At 38.2% G+C, this 20,526-nt stretch carries 12 protein-coding genes; 2 read left to right on the plus strand and 10 right to left on the minus strand.

The window, feature by feature from the left end; genetic code table 11:
- Nucleotides 1-3: 3 nt before the first annotated feature.
- The 7 genes from ORI89_RS12180 to ORI89_RS12210 all read right to left on the minus strand — a co-directional run bounded on the left by ORI89_RS12180 (nt 4) and on the right by ORI89_RS12210 (nt 12,115).
- Complete coding sequence (locus ORI89_RS12180) at nt 4-2,793, minus strand: sugar-binding domain-containing protein (protein WP_268230765.1); 2,790 nt, start codon at nt 2,791-2,793, stop codon at nt 4-6.
- Nucleotides 2,794-2,826: 33 nt separating this feature from the next.
- Nucleotides 2,827-3,582 (minus strand): HpcH/HpaI aldolase family protein, encoded by a 756-nt coding sequence (locus ORI89_RS12185; protein WP_268230766.1) that lies wholly within the window; start codon nt 3,580-3,582, stop codon nt 2,827-2,829.
- Nucleotides 3,583-3,675: 93 nt separating this feature from the next.
- Nucleotides 3,676-4,824 carry a galactonate dehydratase gene (dgoD, locus tag ORI89_RS12190; protein ID WP_268230767.1) on the minus strand — a complete coding sequence of 383 codons (1,149 nt, stop codon included), beginning with the start codon at nt 4,822-4,824 and terminating at the stop codon, nt 3,676-3,678.
- A 2-nt stretch (nt 4,825-4,826) separates the two neighbouring features.
- Nucleotides 4,827-5,615, minus strand: coding sequence for an SDR family NAD(P)-dependent oxidoreductase (locus ORI89_RS12195; RefSeq protein WP_268230768.1), 789 nt, complete (start codon nt 5,613-5,615; stop codon nt 4,827-4,829).
- A gap of 46 nt (nt 5,616-5,661) precedes the next feature.
- Entirely contained in the window at nt 5,662-6,963 is a 1,302-nt protein-coding gene (locus ORI89_RS12200; protein WP_268230769.1) for a sugar porter family MFS transporter, read from the minus strand.
- 85 nt (nt 6,964-7,048) lie between these two features.
- Nucleotides 7,049-7,948 (minus strand): AraC family transcriptional regulator, encoded by a 900-nt coding sequence (locus ORI89_RS12205; RefSeq protein ID WP_268230770.1) that lies wholly within the window; start codon nt 7,946-7,948, stop codon nt 7,049-7,051.
- Between the two features lie 933 nt (nt 7,949-8,881).
- Nucleotides 8,882-12,115, minus strand: coding sequence for a sugar-binding domain-containing protein (locus tag ORI89_RS12210; protein ID WP_268230771.1), 3,234 nt, complete (start codon nt 12,113-12,115; stop codon nt 8,882-8,884).
- Between the two features lie 255 nt (nt 12,116-12,370).
- Between ORI89_RS12210 and pdxR the strand changes: the two genes are divergently transcribed.
- The gene (pdxR, locus tag ORI89_RS12215; RefSeq protein WP_268230772.1) at nt 12,371-13,861 is read left to right on the plus strand and encodes a MocR-like pyridoxine biosynthesis transcription factor PdxR; all 1,491 of its coding nucleotides are present in this window, start codon (nt 12,371-12,373) and stop codon (nt 13,859-13,861) included.
- Between the two features lie 98 nt (nt 13,862-13,959).
- On the opposite strand, the gene ORI89_RS12220 is transcribed toward pdxR, so the two are convergent.
- From ORI89_RS12220 to ORI89_RS12230, 3 genes are all read right to left on the minus strand, one after another.
- Complete coding sequence (locus ORI89_RS12220; RefSeq protein ID WP_268230773.1) at nt 13,960-14,856, minus strand: 3-hydroxyacyl-CoA dehydrogenase; 897 nt, start codon at nt 14,854-14,856, stop codon at nt 13,960-13,962.
- Between the two features lie 150 nt (nt 14,857-15,006).
- Nucleotides 15,007-16,599, minus strand: coding sequence for a RagB/SusD family nutrient uptake outer membrane protein (locus tag ORI89_RS12225; RefSeq protein ID WP_268230774.1), 1,593 nt, complete (start codon nt 16,597-16,599; stop codon nt 15,007-15,009).
- Between the two features lie 8 nt (nt 16,600-16,607).
- Nucleotides 16,608-19,907: a SusC/RagA family TonB-linked outer membrane protein gene (locus ORI89_RS12230; protein WP_268230775.1), complete on the minus strand. Its 3,300-nt coding sequence runs from the start codon at nt 19,905-19,907 to the stop codon at nt 16,608-16,610.
- A 378-nt stretch (nt 19,908-20,285) separates the two neighbouring features.
- Here ORI89_RS12230 and ORI89_RS12235 point away from each other — a divergent pair, with 378 nt between their 5' ends.
- Complete coding sequence (locus ORI89_RS12235) at nt 20,286-20,498, plus strand: hypothetical protein (RefSeq protein ID WP_268230776.1); 213 nt, start codon at nt 20,286-20,288, stop codon at nt 20,496-20,498.
- Nucleotides 20,499-20,526 lie beyond the last annotated feature (28 nt).

Raw genomic sequence — 20,526 nt, forward strand, 5'->3', positions numbered from 1 at the left:
TCGCTATTGATATATGCTATTGGGGTCGTTCATCGTTTTTTGATCCTCCGAAACTTTAAAATACTCCCCTAGCCACCAAGGCGACCTAATAGCAGCTGGCTGAAAATCCTCACTATTCATATAGCCCAATATGGATTTCAAGAGTTGTTTGGCAACAAAACGTTTATTCAGATCCGTATGCAAGTCTATAGAAGTAACAAATAGCTTGCCTTTACCAACCATTCCTTCAAAAGCAAGAGATAGTTTTCTATTATTCGCAAAATTATCGATCATTTCTATGAGCGGGCTTCCTCCCTCCAAAGAGTCAATAATCATCGTAGTAGAGTTAAGGTGCAAGTCCCACCATTGCCAATCCGTATGTCCTGCAGTCGGAAAAGAAGAAAACATGGGGTGCTCAGGGTCTGCTAATAACCCCATTGTACCCGCTTGTTTAGGGAAATGGACAGGGCTCCAAAATACAGGGACAAATTTCCCTTCTAATCCTTGTACTTTCTTCCAATCTGGATTAAAAAGTACCGAATGCCCTTCTTCCAATAGCCTGACTGCTTGATTGACATCCCGCGTATATTTCACCTTTCCAAAATCTACCTCATCTAAAGCAGGATATACCCAAATATTCCATGAGTTTTTATATTCTGTATCTTTGATACGTATTTCTACAGTCAATTGCTCTGCCTTTTTAATATCCTTTAAATCAACTATAAAATCACCTATTTGACTATTAAGCCCCTTATCCAGAGTTGCTACTAACTCTCCTTCTGCCAATGAATTCTCACCGTCCCTTACCCACCACTGTATCACTTGATTATTTAATTTTTTGCCACCATAATTTGAAACAGATACTTCAGCTTCAAAAGCTTCACTGTTTAAATATGTTGCTTTTTCAAACTCTATTAAAGGTACTACAGGAGAGTTAAAAGCTCTAAATTCTGATGCATCAATAATTCCTTTACTATCCCAAAAAGCATCCAACAATCCTACTAAAGCAGTACCTTGGCCCGGGAAGTCGTGCAGATCTAAAAGCTGAAAGCCACTAATACCTTGTGTCTTCAAAGCTCTCTCAATCTCCTCTTTATAAAGAATTGCAGCAAGTTTACCGGAAGACATCAGAAAATCATCAGCCTTTTGGAGCATGTTTTTCTGCAAAAGATCAGCTTTAATAGCCTTGAAATTTAAAGGATCAAGCACTCCCGTATATTTTTCAATTTCTCTAAGATTTGGATACACAGCGTATTGACCAATTTCGTGTGTTACGATAGGAACATTTGTACTGGCTACTGAATTTTTATAATTGGTATTAAATGAAGGAGACTGAGTATTAAAGACACCTTGCCCTCTCACCCAACCATCCACTGTCCGCTGTGTAATAAGAAAATCGTCATTATATTCAGGACGATCTCCATGCCCACGTTCGAAAGTATACGCTGTATTTGCATAGAGGTGTCGGTTGTCCATACGTTTCAGAGAGTCCACCATCTTATTCAACACGTGCATATCTCCCTGTAACTCGTTACCTAAAGCCCACATCATGAAAGAAGGATGATTTCCATATTCCCTAATCATATGTTTAGCCTCTTCGTACAAAAAATCCACTGTACTTCGATGTTCTCCAATATTTAATGCCCAAATAGGTAATTCAGCTTGCAGATACACTCCTAACTCATCTGCTGCTTCAAAAGCCCCTTTCGGTGGACACCACGAATGAAAGCGTATATGATTTAGCCCCCACTCTTTAGCTTTTGTAAAAACATCAAGCCACCCTTTTCTATCCATTGGTGGATGCCCAGTTAAGGGAAAAATATTACATTCTAAAGTGCCTCTTAGAAAAACAGGCTTGTCGTTTAACTCAAAAGTTTTTCCCTTGGCCGAAAAATCACGGAAACCAAAATCTATGGCACGGCCTTTTAATGCATCTTGTTTGCTTAAAGAAATTAAAAGCGTATAAAGATGAGGAGAGAACTCATCCCACCCGTGCACATCGCCAGGCATATTGTATGTAAAATCAACTATATTTTCATTTGGCTGGAGAACAACTGATTTGCTATAACCTTCAGTCTCCGATCTAGCCCCTTTATCAAAAACATTGATTACTATATTTTCCTTTATAGCTTTAGCATTATTATTCTCAATTATCGCTTTCACTCGGATAGTTTTAGAGGCTAAGTCTGGAAAAACCTGTACATCTGTAAAATGTATAGCAGGTAGAGCTTCTATACACATTTCTCCAATAACACCGTTCCAAATAATTTGAGTATGATCAGTGTATGCATGCCCCATATTATCATAACTCAGGTCGAAAAACTTTCGATTATCGATACGTAAGGTAATGCGGTGTTCCTGACCTACTTTTAAATAATCGGTCAGATCAAAATAATGAGGAGAAATTAAACTATTAGCACTCTGATTAATAGGTACACCATCAATCCAGACATCCGTTTTCCATAGAACACGTTCTAGCTTAAGAATATACTTTTTATTTTTCCAATCTTTAGGCAGGCGAATTGATCGCTCATACCAAGCAGCGCCAACATACCTGTTTTTACGCGTTAAATGAGACAGCTGTGGTCTTTGCAAAGCTGGCAAAAGCTCGTTTCTAACACCTAGACCTGCCCCATCTGTTGTCCCCGGCAAATGAATACTTTGTGAGAACTTTTTGTTTAGCCATCCTGAGTGCTGCCCTTGATCCAACGAGTCTAGGGCTACTGTCCAGCTTCCTGACAGATCCAATATCTCTTGTCCTTTAGCAGAAAAAATAGTACTCAATAAAAGCAGAAGCAATACGATGTTTTTCATAATTTATTTTTTTTAAAAAAGTACAATGAATTATTATCCTGCCAATACTTCTGCAATAATACTTTTACAAGCTTCTTGAATAATTCCAACATCAACAGAATAGGAAATATAATTGACACCCAGATTTACCCATATTTTAGCATCATTGATATTATCTGTAAACACACCTGTTGCTATATCATTGACTTTACACCTCGCAATAATGTCTCGCATCTTGTCCAATACTAAAGGATGGTTAATTTGCCCACTTACTCCTAGTGCCTGGGATAAATCGTAAGGGCCGAGAAATACAATATCTATCCCCTCTACCGCTAATATCTCATCAATATTTTTCACGGCTTCCGTTCCTTCCAGTTGTAAAATAAGCACACAATCGTTAGCCTCTCTAAAATATTCAAAACGATCTTTATTCGAATATTCAGCCGCACGAACAAACCGACATACACCACGCATACCCTGCGGATAAAACTTCGCCGATTGCACAGCCTTTAGCGCCTCAGCAGCATTGGTAACCTGAGGAACCTGCACACCCCCAGCCCCAATATCTAACGCTTGACCTATATTAACCGCCTCATTTTCGGCTACTCTAATAATAGGAAAAGTAGCAGAAAGCTGAGCAGCTCTAATTAAATTTTGAGCGTTCAGAATACTATTCGGCCCATGCTCTAAGTCTATGATAATAAAATCAAAGCCAGCGTAGCCCATGGCCTCAACCATACCAGCATCAGAAGTTTTGGAGAAAGGTCCAATAACAGTTTCTCTGTTTTTAATCTTATCTATAAAATTCATCTTATTATTCATTATGGTTTTAACTCATTTCTCTTTTCTGCGTGAAGGCAAAAACAAAATAGCCTGTTCTGTATGCAAGCTTTCTAGTCCTAATCACCACTCAGCAACAGAGCCGTCTTGATGTCTCCACACAGGGTTGTGCCAATCATGCCCTATTTTAGCCATTTCTCTGACATAGGCTTCGTTCACAGTAATACCTAAACCTGCACCGGTAGGTATTTGCACAAAACCGTCTTTATAATCAAATACTTCTCGATTAGTGATGTAGTCTAACAGATCGTTTGATTTATTATAATGTATGCCTAAACTTTGCTCCTGAATAGCGGCATTATACGACACGGCATCAACCTGTAAACAGGCCGCTAAAGCAATAGGGCCCAAAGGGCAATGTAAGGCTAGGGCCACATCATAGGACTCTGCCATTGCTGCGATTTTACGGCATTCGGTGATCCCTCCTGCATGAGATACATCGGGCTGAATAATATCAACCGCTCGACTCTCAAAGATCTTTTTAAAATCCCATCGAGAAAACAAACGTTCACCCAAGGCGATAGGAATACTTGTTAATGAAGCCAATTGCTGAATACCCTCTAAGTGCTCGGACAATAATGGTTCTTCTATAAAGATGGGGCTATACTGCTCTAATTCTCGAACTAATATTTTAGCCATAGGCTTATGCACGCGCCCGTGAAAATCTATTCCGATATTGATATCATTTCCGAAATTTTCCCGTATCATGGACATACGTTCCAGCAAAGCATCTACTTCCCTATAGGAATCTATAAAGCGCAAGCGATCGGTACCATTAATTTTGATAGTTTTAAATCCTCTACTAACGACTTGTTGAATTTCATCAAGCAAAAGCGTAGGCTGATCACCACCTACCCAAGAATAAACCTCAATCTGAGATCGACATTTACCACCCAGCAGTTCATAAATAGGCGCATCATAAAACTTACCTTTTATATCCCATAGCGCCTGGTCTATGCCTGCAAGTGCACTCATAAGAATGGGCCCACCACGGTAAAAACCACCACGGTACATGCTATTCCAGTGATCTTCAATATCCAAGGGGCTCTTCCCTATTAATGTTGCCATCAGTTCTTCAACTGCAGCATGAACAGTGTCTGCCCGTCCCTCCAGAACAGGCTCACCCCAACCGATAATCCCCTGATCTGTTATAATTTTTAAGAATAACCAACGTGGTGGCACCTTAAACAATTCGTACCCTGTAATCTTCATTGCTAAAAGTTATCTGCATGATATAAAGCGGCAGTAAGGCCTCCATCTACCAAAAACTCACCACCTGTAATATTCGCACTGGCTTCGGATGCTAAAAAACCGACCAGCCGTGCAATATCCGCTGGAGTAGAAATACGCCCAGTAGCATGTAGTTTCAAAACATCCCGCTCGACCGCATCAGGCGATTCTTTATCATGAAGCCAAGTTTGATAATGATCTGTATCTGTAAAACCGGGACAAACACAATTCACGCGGATTCCATAGCTACCCAAGCTTAAAGCCATACTACGTGTCATAGCATTAACTCCACCCTTAGCCGCTGCATACATTTCAGTATGCGGTAATGTGCGAAAAGCATGATTGGAAGAAATATTAATGATTGCTCCTTTCACTTCCGTTTTAACCATTGCCTCTGCAACATATTTAGAACACAAAAACACACCTCTTAGATCGGTATCAACAACTCTGGACCAATCATCAAGTGTAGCTTCTAAAAGGGGCTTAAAAAGAGTAACTCCTGCATTATTGACAAGCACATCGACCTTACCATAATGAGATATAACTGCACGCACCATATCCTTAACACTTTGCTCTTCACGCACATCCGTCTGCACAAAATAAGCCTCCTGACCTAAGGACACTAATTCTTTTTCGAGCTGTTCGCCTTCTTGTTTGTTTAAAGTAGCTAACACGACACAGTAGTCTGAAGTTGCAAACTGACTAGCGATACCTTTTCCGATACCGCTTCCTGCTCCAGTGACAACGACTACCTTCTTATTTATTTTATTCATTAAAATATATTGACAACATTTAAATCAATTGAAACCTTGTTTTAACTCAAACTCTGTTATCTTTTGTTTCTGGAACAAAAAAGAGTAAAAACAAAAAGTATACTCCACAGAGCAATGAAAAGCTTAAAAAGGTTTGGAATATACTTAAGCTGTTAATCATGACAGGGAAAATATACGTGATTGCGAAACATGCTATCCATAGAAAAGCAGAAGCAATAGCCATAGCCTGCTCGCGTACTTTGATAGGAAAGATTTCAGCTATAATAACCCAGGTTACGGGAGCTAAAGTTGCAGCATATGTTCCGATAAAGAGCAAAACCAACCCGCTCACGAAACTTTGAGGAATGTAATTGCCCTGAAAAGATAAACCAATAAGCAATAATAAAACAGACATAAGCCCCGAACCGAACAACATCATTTTTTTTCTTCCCACACGGTCAACCACACGAATAGCTACAAGTGTAAATGCAAGATTTATAGAACCTATTAAAATCTGTATAAAAAGCTGATCATTGACATCCATTCCAACACGTTCAAAAATAATCGGCGCATAAAACAAAACAGCATTTGCTCCAGATATCTGTTGGAATATAGCAATAATGACTCCTAAGATCAGTAAACCAAAATATGGCTTCTTTACGAGAAACTTTAAAACTTGCACATTGGAGTCGCTTCGTTTCTCTTGCTGCGACTGCATATATGCCAGTTCGTCCTCGGCATCTTGTTTATTAAAAATTTTATATAAAAGTGCCTCCCCTTCTATTTGCTTACCTTTATAAAAAAGATATTTAGGGCTCTCTGGCAAAAAAATTGAAGCAAATAAAAACACAATGGCAGGCACAGCTCCGCTAATAAACATCCAACGCCAGTTACCCTCCACTTGCGCTAAATAATAGTTAGAAAGATAGGCTAATAATATACCGATGACTATAGCCAGCTGATTAATAGACACCATCTTACCGCGAGAACGCAGTGGGCTTATTTCAGCAATGTAAAGAGGAGATAACACCGATGCGCCACCTACACTAAAACCAGCGATAACACGCCATATAATTACCTGATCTATAGTTTTAGCAAGCCCCATCAGGATAGAAGATGCAATAAAAATGCAAGCAACACCGATTAATGATGGTTTTCTACCAATACGCTCCGCTATTTTACCGAAGAAGATAGCACCAAAAATACAGCCTATATATAAACAGCTTGCTACCCAGCCTAACTTTTCTGGACTCAATGCAAATTCAGGTGTAATAAAGGGAATTGTTCCAGAAAAAATCGCAATATCAAAGCCAAATAACAAGCCTCCTAAGGAAGCAATTAAACTATAGGTGAATACCCGTTTGTCCATAGCATTTGTAAGTGTATAAATTGTAAACACCTAAATTAGTGCAACGCTTTGAAAAGAAGATGTATAAAACCAGTAATTTAATGGATTATATCACCTTTGAAATACTGGTATTTCTATAATTTAAGGGAGAAACCCCCATATGCTCTTTGAAAAGGCGAGAGAAGTAATATTGATCGTCAAAGCCCAACTGGAATGAAATTTCAGATATCCTTAGATCCGAAAACTGTAGTTTATAACAAGCTTCTTGTATTTTCAAATAATTGAGATACTCTATTGGCGAATAGCCTGTTCTTGTTTTAAACAGCTTTGAAAAATGAGAAACAGATAGATTATTATACGAAGCAATCTCTTTTAAGCTTACCCGGCTATCGATCTTGGTTTTTAAATAATCAATAGCTAAATCGATCACATCGCTTTTAGAATCATCGTTTAAGCGGTCGAACATTTTACGGTGTAAATAGGTACTTAAAAAGTAGGGTATAATTAGAGAGATCGCATTTAAAACCTCGCCACTATATTCACGGGAAAGTAATTTATACATTTTTTCAAATGTAAATTTTTGTTCGTCGCTAAAAATCAATGAGTCGGTCTCTACAGAGATTGTTTGTAAGTGCTCGGTTAACAAAAGATCAGCCTGTACACCACCAAAATGCAACCAATAAATACTCCAAGGATCGGCCTCATCTGCACCATAGCTATGCGGGATGGTTTTAGGAATTATAACAAAACTATTCGCTTTCAACGTAATCTCTTCCCGACCAACCTGAACTTTGCCGCAGCCATCCACACAATGAATCAAAATATACTCGCTGCAACCGTTCCTACGTCTCCGATAATGCCCCTTTGCCTTTGGAAAATAACCAATATCCGTAACATAAAAACTTTGCACTATTGCAGGCAACTGCTTATTTTCAATGACAGTGCGTGGGACAACAACACACAACTCCCCCTCAAAGCCGTCACGTTTACTTCTTGAACCTATCATAATTTAAAAAAATAAGATAATCTATCACTACGAATATACGTTATAAAAAAAATAGATGAACATCTAAACAGCAAGATTTTACAAACAAATTGCGAAGAGACAAACATACTAACCATCATAAAATCAAACCATACTGCTCAATGAAAGTAAATGTAGGATACTAAACGATATAAACTAACTCCATTTTTATAAAAAACTTAATTATTATCTATCATATAGAAGAGTACTATGCGTATTTCTATCTTTTTTTATTGGCAGTCATGCTACTTCGTAACCAGGTGTGTTAGTATTTGACGAACGATGTGAGTTTCATAACTCATAGGGAAATTTAGAATGTATGGATTCAATAAGCTTGTCTTCTTGGTACAAAAATGTGTAGTATAAAGATTTCCAATATATATCGAAGGGTAAAATTCCGCCAAAGTTCAACGAAGGCCAAAAAACTTTTTGGCGGAATTTCACCCCTATTTTCAATGCTCTATAGCAAAAAAGAACACTAAAATCATTCTTTAAAGGCACTCTATGTGCATTTTTCATTTCCTACGAGACATATTTAGCTTTCGCTTTCCCATCTGGGTTTTACTTTTTCCCGTCTGGGTTTTACCTTTTCCCATCTAGGTTTTCCTTTTTCCCATCTGGGTTTTACTTTTTCCCATCCGGGTTTTACCTTTTCCCGTCTGGGTTTTACCTTTTCCCGTCTGGGTTTTCCTTTTTCCCGTCTGGGTTTTACCTTTTCCCGTCTGGGTTTTCCTTTTTCCCGTCTGGGTTTTACTTTTTCCCGTCTAGGTTTTACTTTTTCCCGTCTAGGTTTTACCTTTTCCCATCTAGGTTTTTACTTTTCCCGTCTGGGTTTTACCTTTTCCCGTCTAGGTTTTCACTTTTCCCATCTGGATTTTCACTTTTCCCGTCCGGGTTTTACCTTTTCCCTAAAACTTATTCAACATCTTCCAGTAAGGCCAATTTAGATATCATAATATTTGGTCCTTTCGTAGCTTTTACTTTTAACTTTAAAATGCCATCATTAGAATCTTCGCGCATAACATGTAGTTTTATCCATTTGCCCTCTCCGTCATGTTTTCCTAAAGTAAAATCACGCCCTTCAAAATTAATATCAGCTTCTCTCCCATTGTTATTCCAATCATGAAAATAAACATATAAAGATCCTATCATCCCTTGCGGTGCTTTTATATCGATTTCTATATCCTTACCTTGCCAAGCGCTCGACACTTCCTCTTTCCATACACCATCCGCACGTACTTCATAGCTCGTCCCTTTTTGAGTTTCCGCACGATCAACTTGAGCATTCCAAGTAACATTTTCATTTTTCCGATTAGCTAGAGCTCCTGATTCGACATATAACAATGCATTTTCAAACTCCGCAGGAACGACCGAGGTCAAAGGCTCGACATAGGTCAACATGGTGCGCAAAGTACCTGCATCAACCTGATGTTCTGGAGCAAACGTATCCTGCTGCATATACTTTAACAAACTATTCTTCAACTGCACAGACACTATATTACTTGTGTCATGAAGAGGGAAACCACTAATCAATAATTTACCTTTCCCTACCTGTAGCTCAAAAATAGAAGCTAACTTATTATTCCTATGAAAATCATCGATAGGTTGTGCAATAGGACGGTAAGCAGCTGGGTAATCGTTGATATAAAATGCACGTGCACCTTTATAAATTGACTGCCATTGCCAATCGCTGTGATTATCAGTCGGGAACTCCTGTAAAGCGGGATGCTTGTCCTGAACGACCATGCCTATCGTATTTTTCCCCTGCCCCGGGAAGAAAGTTAACGACCAATATAGCGGATAATAACTTATCAAATCCGAAGTTTCTAAATTACCCAGTTCGGAAGCATCTAATAAGACCTTGCCTCCATTATTTAGAATCGTTTGCACCTCGGCATCAAAACGAGAGGCAAGATGAACATCTTTTAAAACGGGTTGATCAATTTTAGGATAGACCCAAATATCCCATTGGTTCTTTTGCGTTCCTTGCTCTAATCCCACCTCAACAGTTACTTTAGTAGCCTTTTTAACCGTACTTAGATCTACCTTAATTTCCCCCAGAATAGGTGAAGTTCCAATTTCAAAACGTTGTTTATTAAATTTACCTTGCGCTATAACACGGTAGTCCTGATCTCTGACAAGCCACGTCACAACATCTGTTAGAGCTGTAGTCCCATGGTGCGACAACTGAATCTTTGCTTGGAGCAATTCATCAGCCTGCCATACAAATTTAGGCAAACGCAATAAAGTGACAGTTGTATCATGGTGCGATTTAAACTTTTCAGGAGTCGTAATGCCTTTGCTATCATAAAAAACATCTAACCAGCCCACTAAAGCCTCTCCCTGCCCTTGATAATCTTGCATACTTAAAAGCTGTATACCTGCACTGGAAGGGGTTCGTAAAAAAGATTCGATTTCATATTTATACATAATCTGATTGAGTGCGCCTGAAGCCTGTACAAATGCTTCATTCTGCTCTTCAATATTATTTTTACGGGCTTGCTCTCTAAATTCTTCGAAGTTGCGTGCCTTCAATACACCTGTATATTTTTTAATTTCATCCCAGCGAGGGTATACTGGCCATTGGCCAATTTCATGGGCAATAACAGGGATGTTGGATTTGCCATACACATCTTCAAAATCCCAATCCGTATGCGCCCCACGAATACCTCTCGTACTACCCAACTCTGCAATATAATGCGTGGCAATAAACTCATCCATAGGCGTAATTTTACGAGCAGAAGAAACGGAATACAATTGTCTATTATCTTTCTCTTGGTAAGGTTTTAACCAAGATTCCATCACATCAAAATCTGAGTTCCCGAGTTCATTACCAATGGACATGGTTGCAAAAGACGGATGATTAGCGTAAGCGTCAAACATACGTTTGATTTCTTTCTGCGTAAATGCATCTGCCGAAGGGTTGTGTCCAAGACCTTGAGGCCTGCCTAAAGTATTCATCTCTTCCCGTCCAGGATTGTCTACAGCCATCCACCAATCCAGCCAAATAACCTCGGGTTGTAAATAAATACCCTTACGATTTGCAGCTTGAAATGCAGCTTCTGGTGGACACCAAGAATGAAAACGAACATGATTTAAACCATAGGACTTATAAATATCAAAAATACGCTCCCACTCGTCTACGTTCATAGCAGGATAACCTGTTAAGGGAAAGTGCACACAATCCAGATTGCCACGAAGAAAAACAGGCTTTCCATTCACAAGTATTTTTGACTTCGTTGCGGTAACTTCCCTAAACCCTACCTCTATTGTTTTACGATCTATAGTTTTATTGTTTTTATGATCTGCGATAACAATGTCTAATTTATACATATTAGGGTGCGTATCATCCCACAGTTTAACAGCGTCTGGCATCTTTTCTTCAACATTCAGCACATGCTGACTATCTTGAAACACCAATGGTTTTGTCACGGTATATACTAGATCATTAGTCTTCAGATCAGATAGATGAAAATGAACATTAACTTTCCTTTTTTTACCTCCTTCATTAATTAGTGTATCTTTTATCTGAAGTACTTTTGGTGAAATTTTGGTATATACTTGAGGATTTCCCAAACGTACAGGATCTTTGGCTACCAATTCAATCTCTCCTACGATACCATTCCATATACTCTGTGTATATTCGGTGTAAACATGTCCTTTATCACCAATGTTATGAATCATTTCGTTATTGACACGAATAGTTAACTTATGTATACCTGGTGTCAAATGCCCCAAATCATGCATATGTGCTGAACTTAAGGCGTCGTACGTAGACATTTCTACGTCATTTAGATACACCTTAGATTCCCACATGACCCGTTCAAGGTGTAGAAAAACACGCTTATTTTTCCAATCAGCAGGAATATGAATTTCAGTTTGGTACCAAGCGGGGCCATAATATTTATATTCCCGTGTTAATATTCCAAAATCAGAGCCTGAAGTTTTCTGTCCATATTTTGCTTCATCGGTCGTCCCTGGCAAAGCTATTTTACTTGTAAGATTTTTAGTATACCATTTCTCTGCAATGCCTACATTATTTTCATCCAGACTAAACTGCCACAGCCCTTTTAAACTCATACGCTCTTGCGCATGAACGAACAGGGTCGATTGACAAAAAAACAATATGACTATTAATAACCTCTTCATAATTTTGAATCTATACATTATTTTAACAAAAACTTCACGAACAAAACTATCAAACTAAAAAACGTTTTAAATGGACTTAAATCTGTAAAGCATGTAAAATATTATGCATCCCTCGTGCTTTCCAACATTTGTGATTTAAAGAAAAAACAAAAAAACACTTCTCACCTAATTCATTATACAACCGCAAATTATAGTAAAAACATTTTCAAAATACAGTACCTTAGCGGACTAATCGAATAACAACTATTTTGACATATGGGTAGTCCGGGGCAAATACCTTACCGTAGTTTTATACATATAGATCGAGCGTCGACAACGCCAGTCTATATGCAAGTTACGCATCAACTGATCAATGCCATACAACGGGGGTATCTCCTAACTGGCACAAAATTGCCAGGCACGCGGTTGTTAAGCAGTACGCTGGCAGTGCACCGAAAAACAATTATCGCAGTTTATGAGGAACTGGACGCTCAGGGTTGGATAGAAATACGGCCCAATAAAGGTTCATTCGTTTTACAAAAAAAGGATGCAAAAGGAAAGCGTATTAGCACTGAAAAACAAAATCTATTGGCTTATTATCCAGAGAAAACAGGCTATAGTTTTGAAAAATCAAGCTTATTAGACAATCCATTTGAATTTTCATCGTGCCACTATTCGTTCAATGACGGGACACCAGATATACGCCTCACACAAATAGAACAGTTGTCTAAATTTTACAGCTCCAATATCAAACGAAAAAGTAATCTAAAAAAATTAGGATACCACAATTCGGACGGCAGCGAATATTTCAAAGAAAACTTATCCAATTATCTTAATTTATCCCGGGGCTTACATATATCAAAAGAAAACATACTCATAACACGTAGCACAGAGATGAGTGTCTATATTATTTCAGAGATATTATTAAGAGCCCTTGATATTGTCGTAGTCGCTTCGTTAAGCTACTTTTCAGTTAACATGATTTTTCAAAAATCAGGAGCACGCATAGTACAAGTTCCAGTAGATGAAGAGGGTATACAAGTAGACGCCCTAGAGAAGCTGTGCAGGCAGTATACGATCCGGATGTTATACCTAACACCACATCATCACTACCCGACAACCGTCAGTTTAACTGCAGAGCGAAGAGTTGCATTACTAGATCTGGCGCATCAATATGGTTTTATAATTTTGGAGGATGACTATGATTATGACTTTCATTATGATCAGAAAGCATTACTACCACTCGCCAGTGCAGATACCAATGGAATGGTTATTTACATAGGCGCATTTGGAAAGTCATTGGCCCCAGGCTTTCGAACTGGGTTTATTGTAGCACCCCAAAATGTCATGGCTGAAATGCGTAAATACCTAGGTATTATTGACCGCCAAGGTGACGTACTTATGGAAATGGTTTTAGCAGAAATGATCGCAGAAGGAGAAATTAATAGACATTTAAAAAAATCAATTAAGATATATCAGGAAAGGCGTAATCTATTTGTTAATATACTAAACCAGACCTTTGGAGAAAACATACATTTTCAACAACCATCGGGTGGGTTAGCGGTATGGGTTCAATGGAAAAACCCTATCAACCTGCTCCAGGTAAGTCAGGAATGTAGAAAAGAGCAATTATTTATACCAAAAAACTTGCTTTACCAGCATAAAGATTTAACCGCTATGCGACTTGGCTTTGGCCATATGAATAAAGAGGAGATGAACTCCAGTTTAGCAATCTTAAAAAGAAATATAGATGTGTTAACAAAATAAAACATGCTTCAATACACATCGTTATATCAATTTAAGAGCTAACTTTAGCCGCTAGCTCTTAAATTGGACAAGAAACAGTCTAATTGCCCTTAATTTAATTATTTCAGGAAATCTTTCTTTTGATAGGCCGGGTTCGGGTAGGTGTAAAATCCTTCGCCGGTAGCTACTCCCAACTTATTTTTATCTATGAAATGCTCTTTCAAATATTCTACAGTCTTTATTTTTAATGGATCTTTACTAGCTTCTGCTGTCATTTTGTTGATATTATAGGCCGTTGTAATACCAACTATGTCTAGAATAGCAAATGGCCCAAGAGGTGCTCCCGTAGCCACCATCCAGGTCTTGTCAATGGTCTGTGGATCGGAAACTCCTTTCACTAAAAGATCCGTCGCTGCATTAAGAAAAGGTACTAATAAGGAATTTACAATATAACCGGGTTGCTCTTTATATAAAGGCAATGCAATCATACCAATAGATGTTGCAAACGCCACCAAGTCATCAAAGACCTTTTCATCTGTTGCAGGATGCCCCATGATTTCAGCTGTATTATGTTTCCATATTTCATTAGCAAAATGAAGAGCAATAAATTTTTCAGGACGCCCAGTTTCTGCTGCAAACTGGCTAGGCAACAAAGTCGATGAATTAGTAGCGAAAACTGTTTTCTCAGGAGCTACTTGAGCTAGTTTATGATAAAAATCTATTTTAATTTTTGGATTTTCAGGTACAGCTTCAATTAATAGATCAGCATCCTTGACAGCTTCTGCTAAATTAGACGTATAAGACAAACGCTCATGCGTCGCTTCTAATTGTACTGAAGTTGCATTCAAATCCCGTTTAAATGCTTCGCTCAGAATAGCAAATTTAGATTTTGCTTTTTCCAACACTTCATCATTGATATCATAAACCGTAACTTGATAACCATGAAAAGCAGTTTGAAAAGCAATCTGATACCCCAAGACACCGCTACCTGCTACTGTTACATTTTTAAAGTCCATATTACTACTATTTAGTTATACATTATTAACTCAAATACAGCTAATTTAAGTTAAATTAAAGATATATAATGTAAAGGACTAATTATAATTGACAAATAAAAAAAGCCACCTCCCCATATAGAGAAGGTGGCCTTATTCGTTTACCTTAACTTAATTTGTTCCCGAAAAAGGGTTCTGATCAGCAGCAGTCAACGACTCATTATTTGCCATTTCTAACTGAGGTATCTGACAGATCATTCTATAATCATTAGATGCTAAGCTACCCTGTGGCTGTGCAGCACTAGCCACATATCCATTCAGGTTCATCAAGCCACGCGGATAATGACCTTCTACATAGCTAGGTGTTGCTTGCAAGCGTACCAAAGGCTTTTGTAATCTTAACAAATCGTAAATACCTGTAACACCCTCACACAAAAGCTCTTTCCGGCGCTCAATGTAAATAGCCTCTAATAAATCTGTCCCTGCAGACGCTGTTGTTAATTGTTTAACTCCACGAGCTTTCTGAAGTTGATTCAAATAGCGCTTACCTTCTCCGCCATCAATATGGGCAGCTGCTTCTGCCATGATCAATAACATTTCAGCACTACGCATCAAAGATATTTCGGGTCTGGTATTACCTTGTTTTGCTCCATTCGCATCGCCATAATGTTTATACTTATTATATGCCCACTTGGTCGAAATATCTTTACTTCCATTTTTGGTTCTTTTCCAAAACTGATAGCGATCCTCCTCTTTTTCAAATAGTTGCTCAAACTTCCCATCAACAAAGAAGTTCATAAAGCTATAAATTGGCCCATCCGTATATCCTTCTCCATAACTTTCATCCTGATTGTACCAAAAGTTAAACTGCGTAGCACCACCAAAATTATTTTGATCTGTCACCTTCATAGCCCAGATAATTTCAGGGTATTTCTTTGATATAACGTCATCAAAGCCACCGTTAAATTCTTCTTTAGACATTAGGACAGGATACTTATTGAAAACAGACTTAGCCTCTTCCAATGCTAGCTCCCATTGATTCATCACTAAATGTACACGTGCTAAATGACCTTTTACGACATCTGCATTAACATGCCACTGTTCTTGACGTTGAAAATCCACTAACAAAGCTTTCGCATCATTAAAGTCAGCAAGAATCTGCTTGTAAACTTCAGCTACGGACGATCGAGGCAAACTTTGCTCGGCAGTAGAAGATAATCTCAATATAACGCCTGGTTTATCCTTAGCTATTACGTAAGTCTGTTGATAATTTTGAATTAAATGGAAATAACAGATGGCACGGATGGCCTTTGCTTGCCCCATTAAATTCTTTTTCTCTTCTTCGGTTCCTTGAGCAGACTCAACATTATCAATCACGCGGTTAACTTGATTAATAATGCTATACATCATACTCCAAATACCATTGGCATAGCCATTAGCCTGTGTTTTACGAGGTTCATAATCATAAGATGAGACTTGATTTCCCCCCATATTATCCGTAGATATAATATCAGCACCTCCTAAATCTACATACATTTGTAATCCTGCTAAACCGGCATATGCCCGATCTTCACCCTCAGAATTAAAATACAATTGTTTGTAAGCCGAAGTTAAAACTTTATTTAACCCAGAAGTACTTGTTAATGCGACCTCCTCCGGAGTATCTATTGACGACTTTGTATCTAGAAAGTCACTACAGCTTGTCGTAAAGCCCAGTAGTCCTGCTAAAGTTAGTAACTGTATATTTTTTAATGTCCTATTCATTTTCATTGTTAAAAAGTAATTTGTACGCCACCTGTGTATACTCTCCTAGAGCCCTGAATACCGTTATCAGTATCTGCACTACCGTTGTAGTTATTACCAGAAAGACCAGTTTCCGGATCAGAATATCGTTTCTTGGCCGAACCAAAAGTTAAAAGATTATCACCTGAAACGAATAATCTCAGATTGGCAATACCCAATCTACTTAGCTTAGTAGCTGGTACTTTATAGCCTAATGTTACGTTTCTTAAACGCAGGAAGTCATTATCGAATAAATAAAAATCGGATGCTTTACGTGTACTTGAATAATCGTTGTCCGACCATCGTGGCAAAGAAGCCTGATCGCCCGGCTTTTGCCATCTATCAGCCACTAAGTCCTGAACAACACCTACTCCATTACGTAAAGTACTACGTTCTATATAAGCAAAGTCATACATCTTCGCGCCTAACGAATAGTAAAGCATAAAGGAGAAGTCGAAGCCTTTATAATCAAAGCTATTGGTTACCGAACCGTACACTTTAGGCAAAGCAGAACCCAACCATTGATAATCATCAGTTGTGACCTGACTATAGTCCTCCGTTTTTACCCAATCATTATCATTACCTCTAATCCAATACTGCATATTACCATTCTCGGGATTAACACCAGCATTTTTCACCATAAAGAATTCGAATAAAGACTTTCCTTCTGCTACTTTATAACCTGCTGTTCGGTTCTCGTACGTAAATTCACCATCAGGTAGTGAAGTAATTTCGTTTTTCAATGTAGAAAGGTTGGCATCAATCTTCCAATTGAAGTTTTCCTTGCGGATTGCATCTGCGCCAATTGTAAATTCGAAACCACTATTTTTTAAATTACCCAGGTTTGTGTTTCTCCCAACAATACCACCTTCCTGCGCTGATAGCGGTAGAGATTTATAGAACAACAAGTCTTTTGACTGTCTTTGATAGTACTCGATTGACCCGTGAATTCTGTTAAAAAAACTAAAGTCAATGGCGGTATTAAACTGTTGGTTTTTCTCCCATTTTAGATCACGGGTAGCCATCGCTGTAGGACGTAAGCCAGCAATTGTATACAAATCATCTGGCGAATATACACCTTGATAAGCATACCAAATTTCATCTCCTACGCTTCCATTAGCATTCCTAGTTATCAACTTATCATTACCTGTCGTACCATAACTTGCTCTATACGAAAGATTAGACAACCACGAAACGTCTTTTAAGAAATCTTCGTTACTCAATCTCCAAGATAAACCTGCTGAGTAAAAATTACCCCACCTGGAATCTGGACTAAAACGTGACGAACCATCACGACGTACCGAACCAGACAAGAAATACTTATTATCGTAGTTATAATCAACCTTACCGAAAAAAGACATTAAAGCATAACGGTCTTTATTAGACTTTGCTTGCCAGTTTCTCGTTGTTGACCCCAGCTCGTACTGCCCGATTTGCATAATTCCTTCTCCGGAACTCTCATCATAATAATAATCTTTAGAATAAGATTCCTGACCGGCTAATAATGATAAATTATGACTACCAAACCCTTTTTCCCAAGTCAGTATATTATTAAAAGTTACCGATTTAGTTTCTGAGTTTCTGCGTGCAGCAGCACCCCCCGCAGTCATTGCTGTAAGTCCATAAGGAGGAAGCTGAGCAGCACCGTGTACAGCAGAGGTATATTCAAAATATTTATAAATATTATTGTCTAAACTAATAGAGGTTTTAAACTTAATGTCAAAAGGTAAGTCAACACCTGCATGAAAGCGTGAAGAAATCATGTGACGCATATTATTGGTAAAACTTTCATCATTTTCGTTATTCCAATAATCACCGCTGTAAGCCATTGGGTTGGCACCAAAGAAACTATTTGTATAAGCTCCAAAATCAAGCATGCGCTCACCCGTCTTACCCGAATATTCCCAGTCGGTGTTATCAACATTACGTAACCAAGGAGATTGCAAACTATTGGAGAAAAGCACAGCTCTACTCACTCCAGAAACATTCTGACGAGACTGCGAATAAGAAATATTTCCTCCTATCTCTAGCCAGTCCGTTAATTTAGTGGTGACACTAGTTCTAAAATTATAGCGTTTAAAATATTGTTTATTTGCATAGCCATTATCATTCAGATAGCCTGCAGATAAAAAATAATTTGTTTTTCCTTCATTGGCTGTCCCACTTACGTCCAAGCCATGGTCTTGGCGAAGCTTTCTTGAAAAAACAGCGTTATACATGTCATAATCTTTCTCATCCCAAACCATTTCTAAGTTAGGGTTCATGAAAGCATTTCCATTTCCATCGTGCAGTACATATTGCTCATTAATATGCTTAAATGGAGACACATAGGTACTTTCTCCTTTACTATTCTGAACACTTTTTAACAGTCTACCTAATACGTTTTCAGATGCATAATTTCCTGCATCATTTGCATTCAGACCATTTTTATAAAATTGATCGTTGTAAAGTCCTTCCCAAGTATTTAAAAACTGTTCGCTTGGAGTAGCTTTAACAGGATTACCTACTGCATTATCAGATGTACCAAAAGCCGATCTAAAGTTCACTGTTGGTTTGGCAGATTTCCCTCTTTTTGTCGTGATCACTACCACACCGTTTGCTGCTCTAGAACCATATAATGATGAAGCTGCGGCATCTTTTAATACGGTGATTGATTCAATATCACTTTGAGCAATGGAGTTTAATTGTCCGTCATAAGGCATACCATCTACTACGTAAAGCGGATTTGACGAGCCAGACATAGAGCTGATACCACGGATTTGTATACGTGTGTCTCCTCCAGGGTTTCCTTCGTTGTTGGATACATTAACACCTGCGCTCATTCCTTGCAAAGCTTCCGCAAATCCAGTACCTGATATTTTCTCTATTTGATCAGATTTAACCACAGAGGCTGACCCTGTGAAAGTTGATTTCTTGGCAGTGCCATAAGCAACCACCACCACCTCTTCGAGATCCTGAGAAGAAGATATCAGCTGAATGTTTAACGTACTCTGGTTACCGACTCTAACTTCTTGCGTTTCGAAACCTACATAAGAGACCTGAAGCACTGCATTAGCAGGCAGTCCGCTTAATGAAAAACGCCCTGCTTCATCGGATGATGTAGATAGGGTTGTACCTTTTACTAAAATAGAAGCGCCAGAAACAGGTCCATTCCCGTCACTAACGACACCTTCTACTTTTGACTGTTGCCAAATATGGGCAACAGAATGACCAGTTGCATATGAGTTGCTTACGCACCCAAACGCTGATGTCATAATCAAAGCTTTGATTAATGCTTTTCTTTTCACCATTTAAATTACTTAGTGTTATAATACGATTGTAAAAATTTTACCGAATGTATTGTTTTAAATAAGGAAAACAAACGTTACAAATAAAATAAAAACACAATTTGCTCATAAAATAGTGACTCGAAATATCTTAAAAAGAAAAAAAATGCATAAACAACCTGTGTTACAACAACTTTAAGAATTAACAAATAAATAACATCGTATTTAATATATAGTAACAATTACTAGTTTTCAATACGTCTTATGTAACAAAAACAATTAAGTTTTAAAAAAACAACATTCAATTTCTCAACAAATCAAACAATCTTCACGCTGCACGAGATAGATCGAAAAACTATCTTGCAATACAGCAAAATCACCAGCAAGGGTTGCAACATAAAATTGAGGAGTAATGATCAGAAAAGAAAGTATAATGATGGACATGCCGGAAGTAAGAAATCTAATAGAGCAATGGGTAAAACCCAGCCTAACGATACGGGAAACCGTAACAATCCTATAGCCAGCTTAGCTACCTTTCCATCATTAAATATCGTAAAAAGAGATATTATACTTCATAAAGGATTAGCTCTTTTTTATATATCAGGAAAAAACTGATACAATGAATTTTAACTAAACAGCACCA

Source organism: Sphingobacterium sp. UT-1RO-CII-1, from assembly GCF_026711005.1.
Lineage (GTDB): Bacteria > Bacteroidota > Bacteroidia > Sphingobacteriales > Sphingobacteriaceae > Sphingobacterium.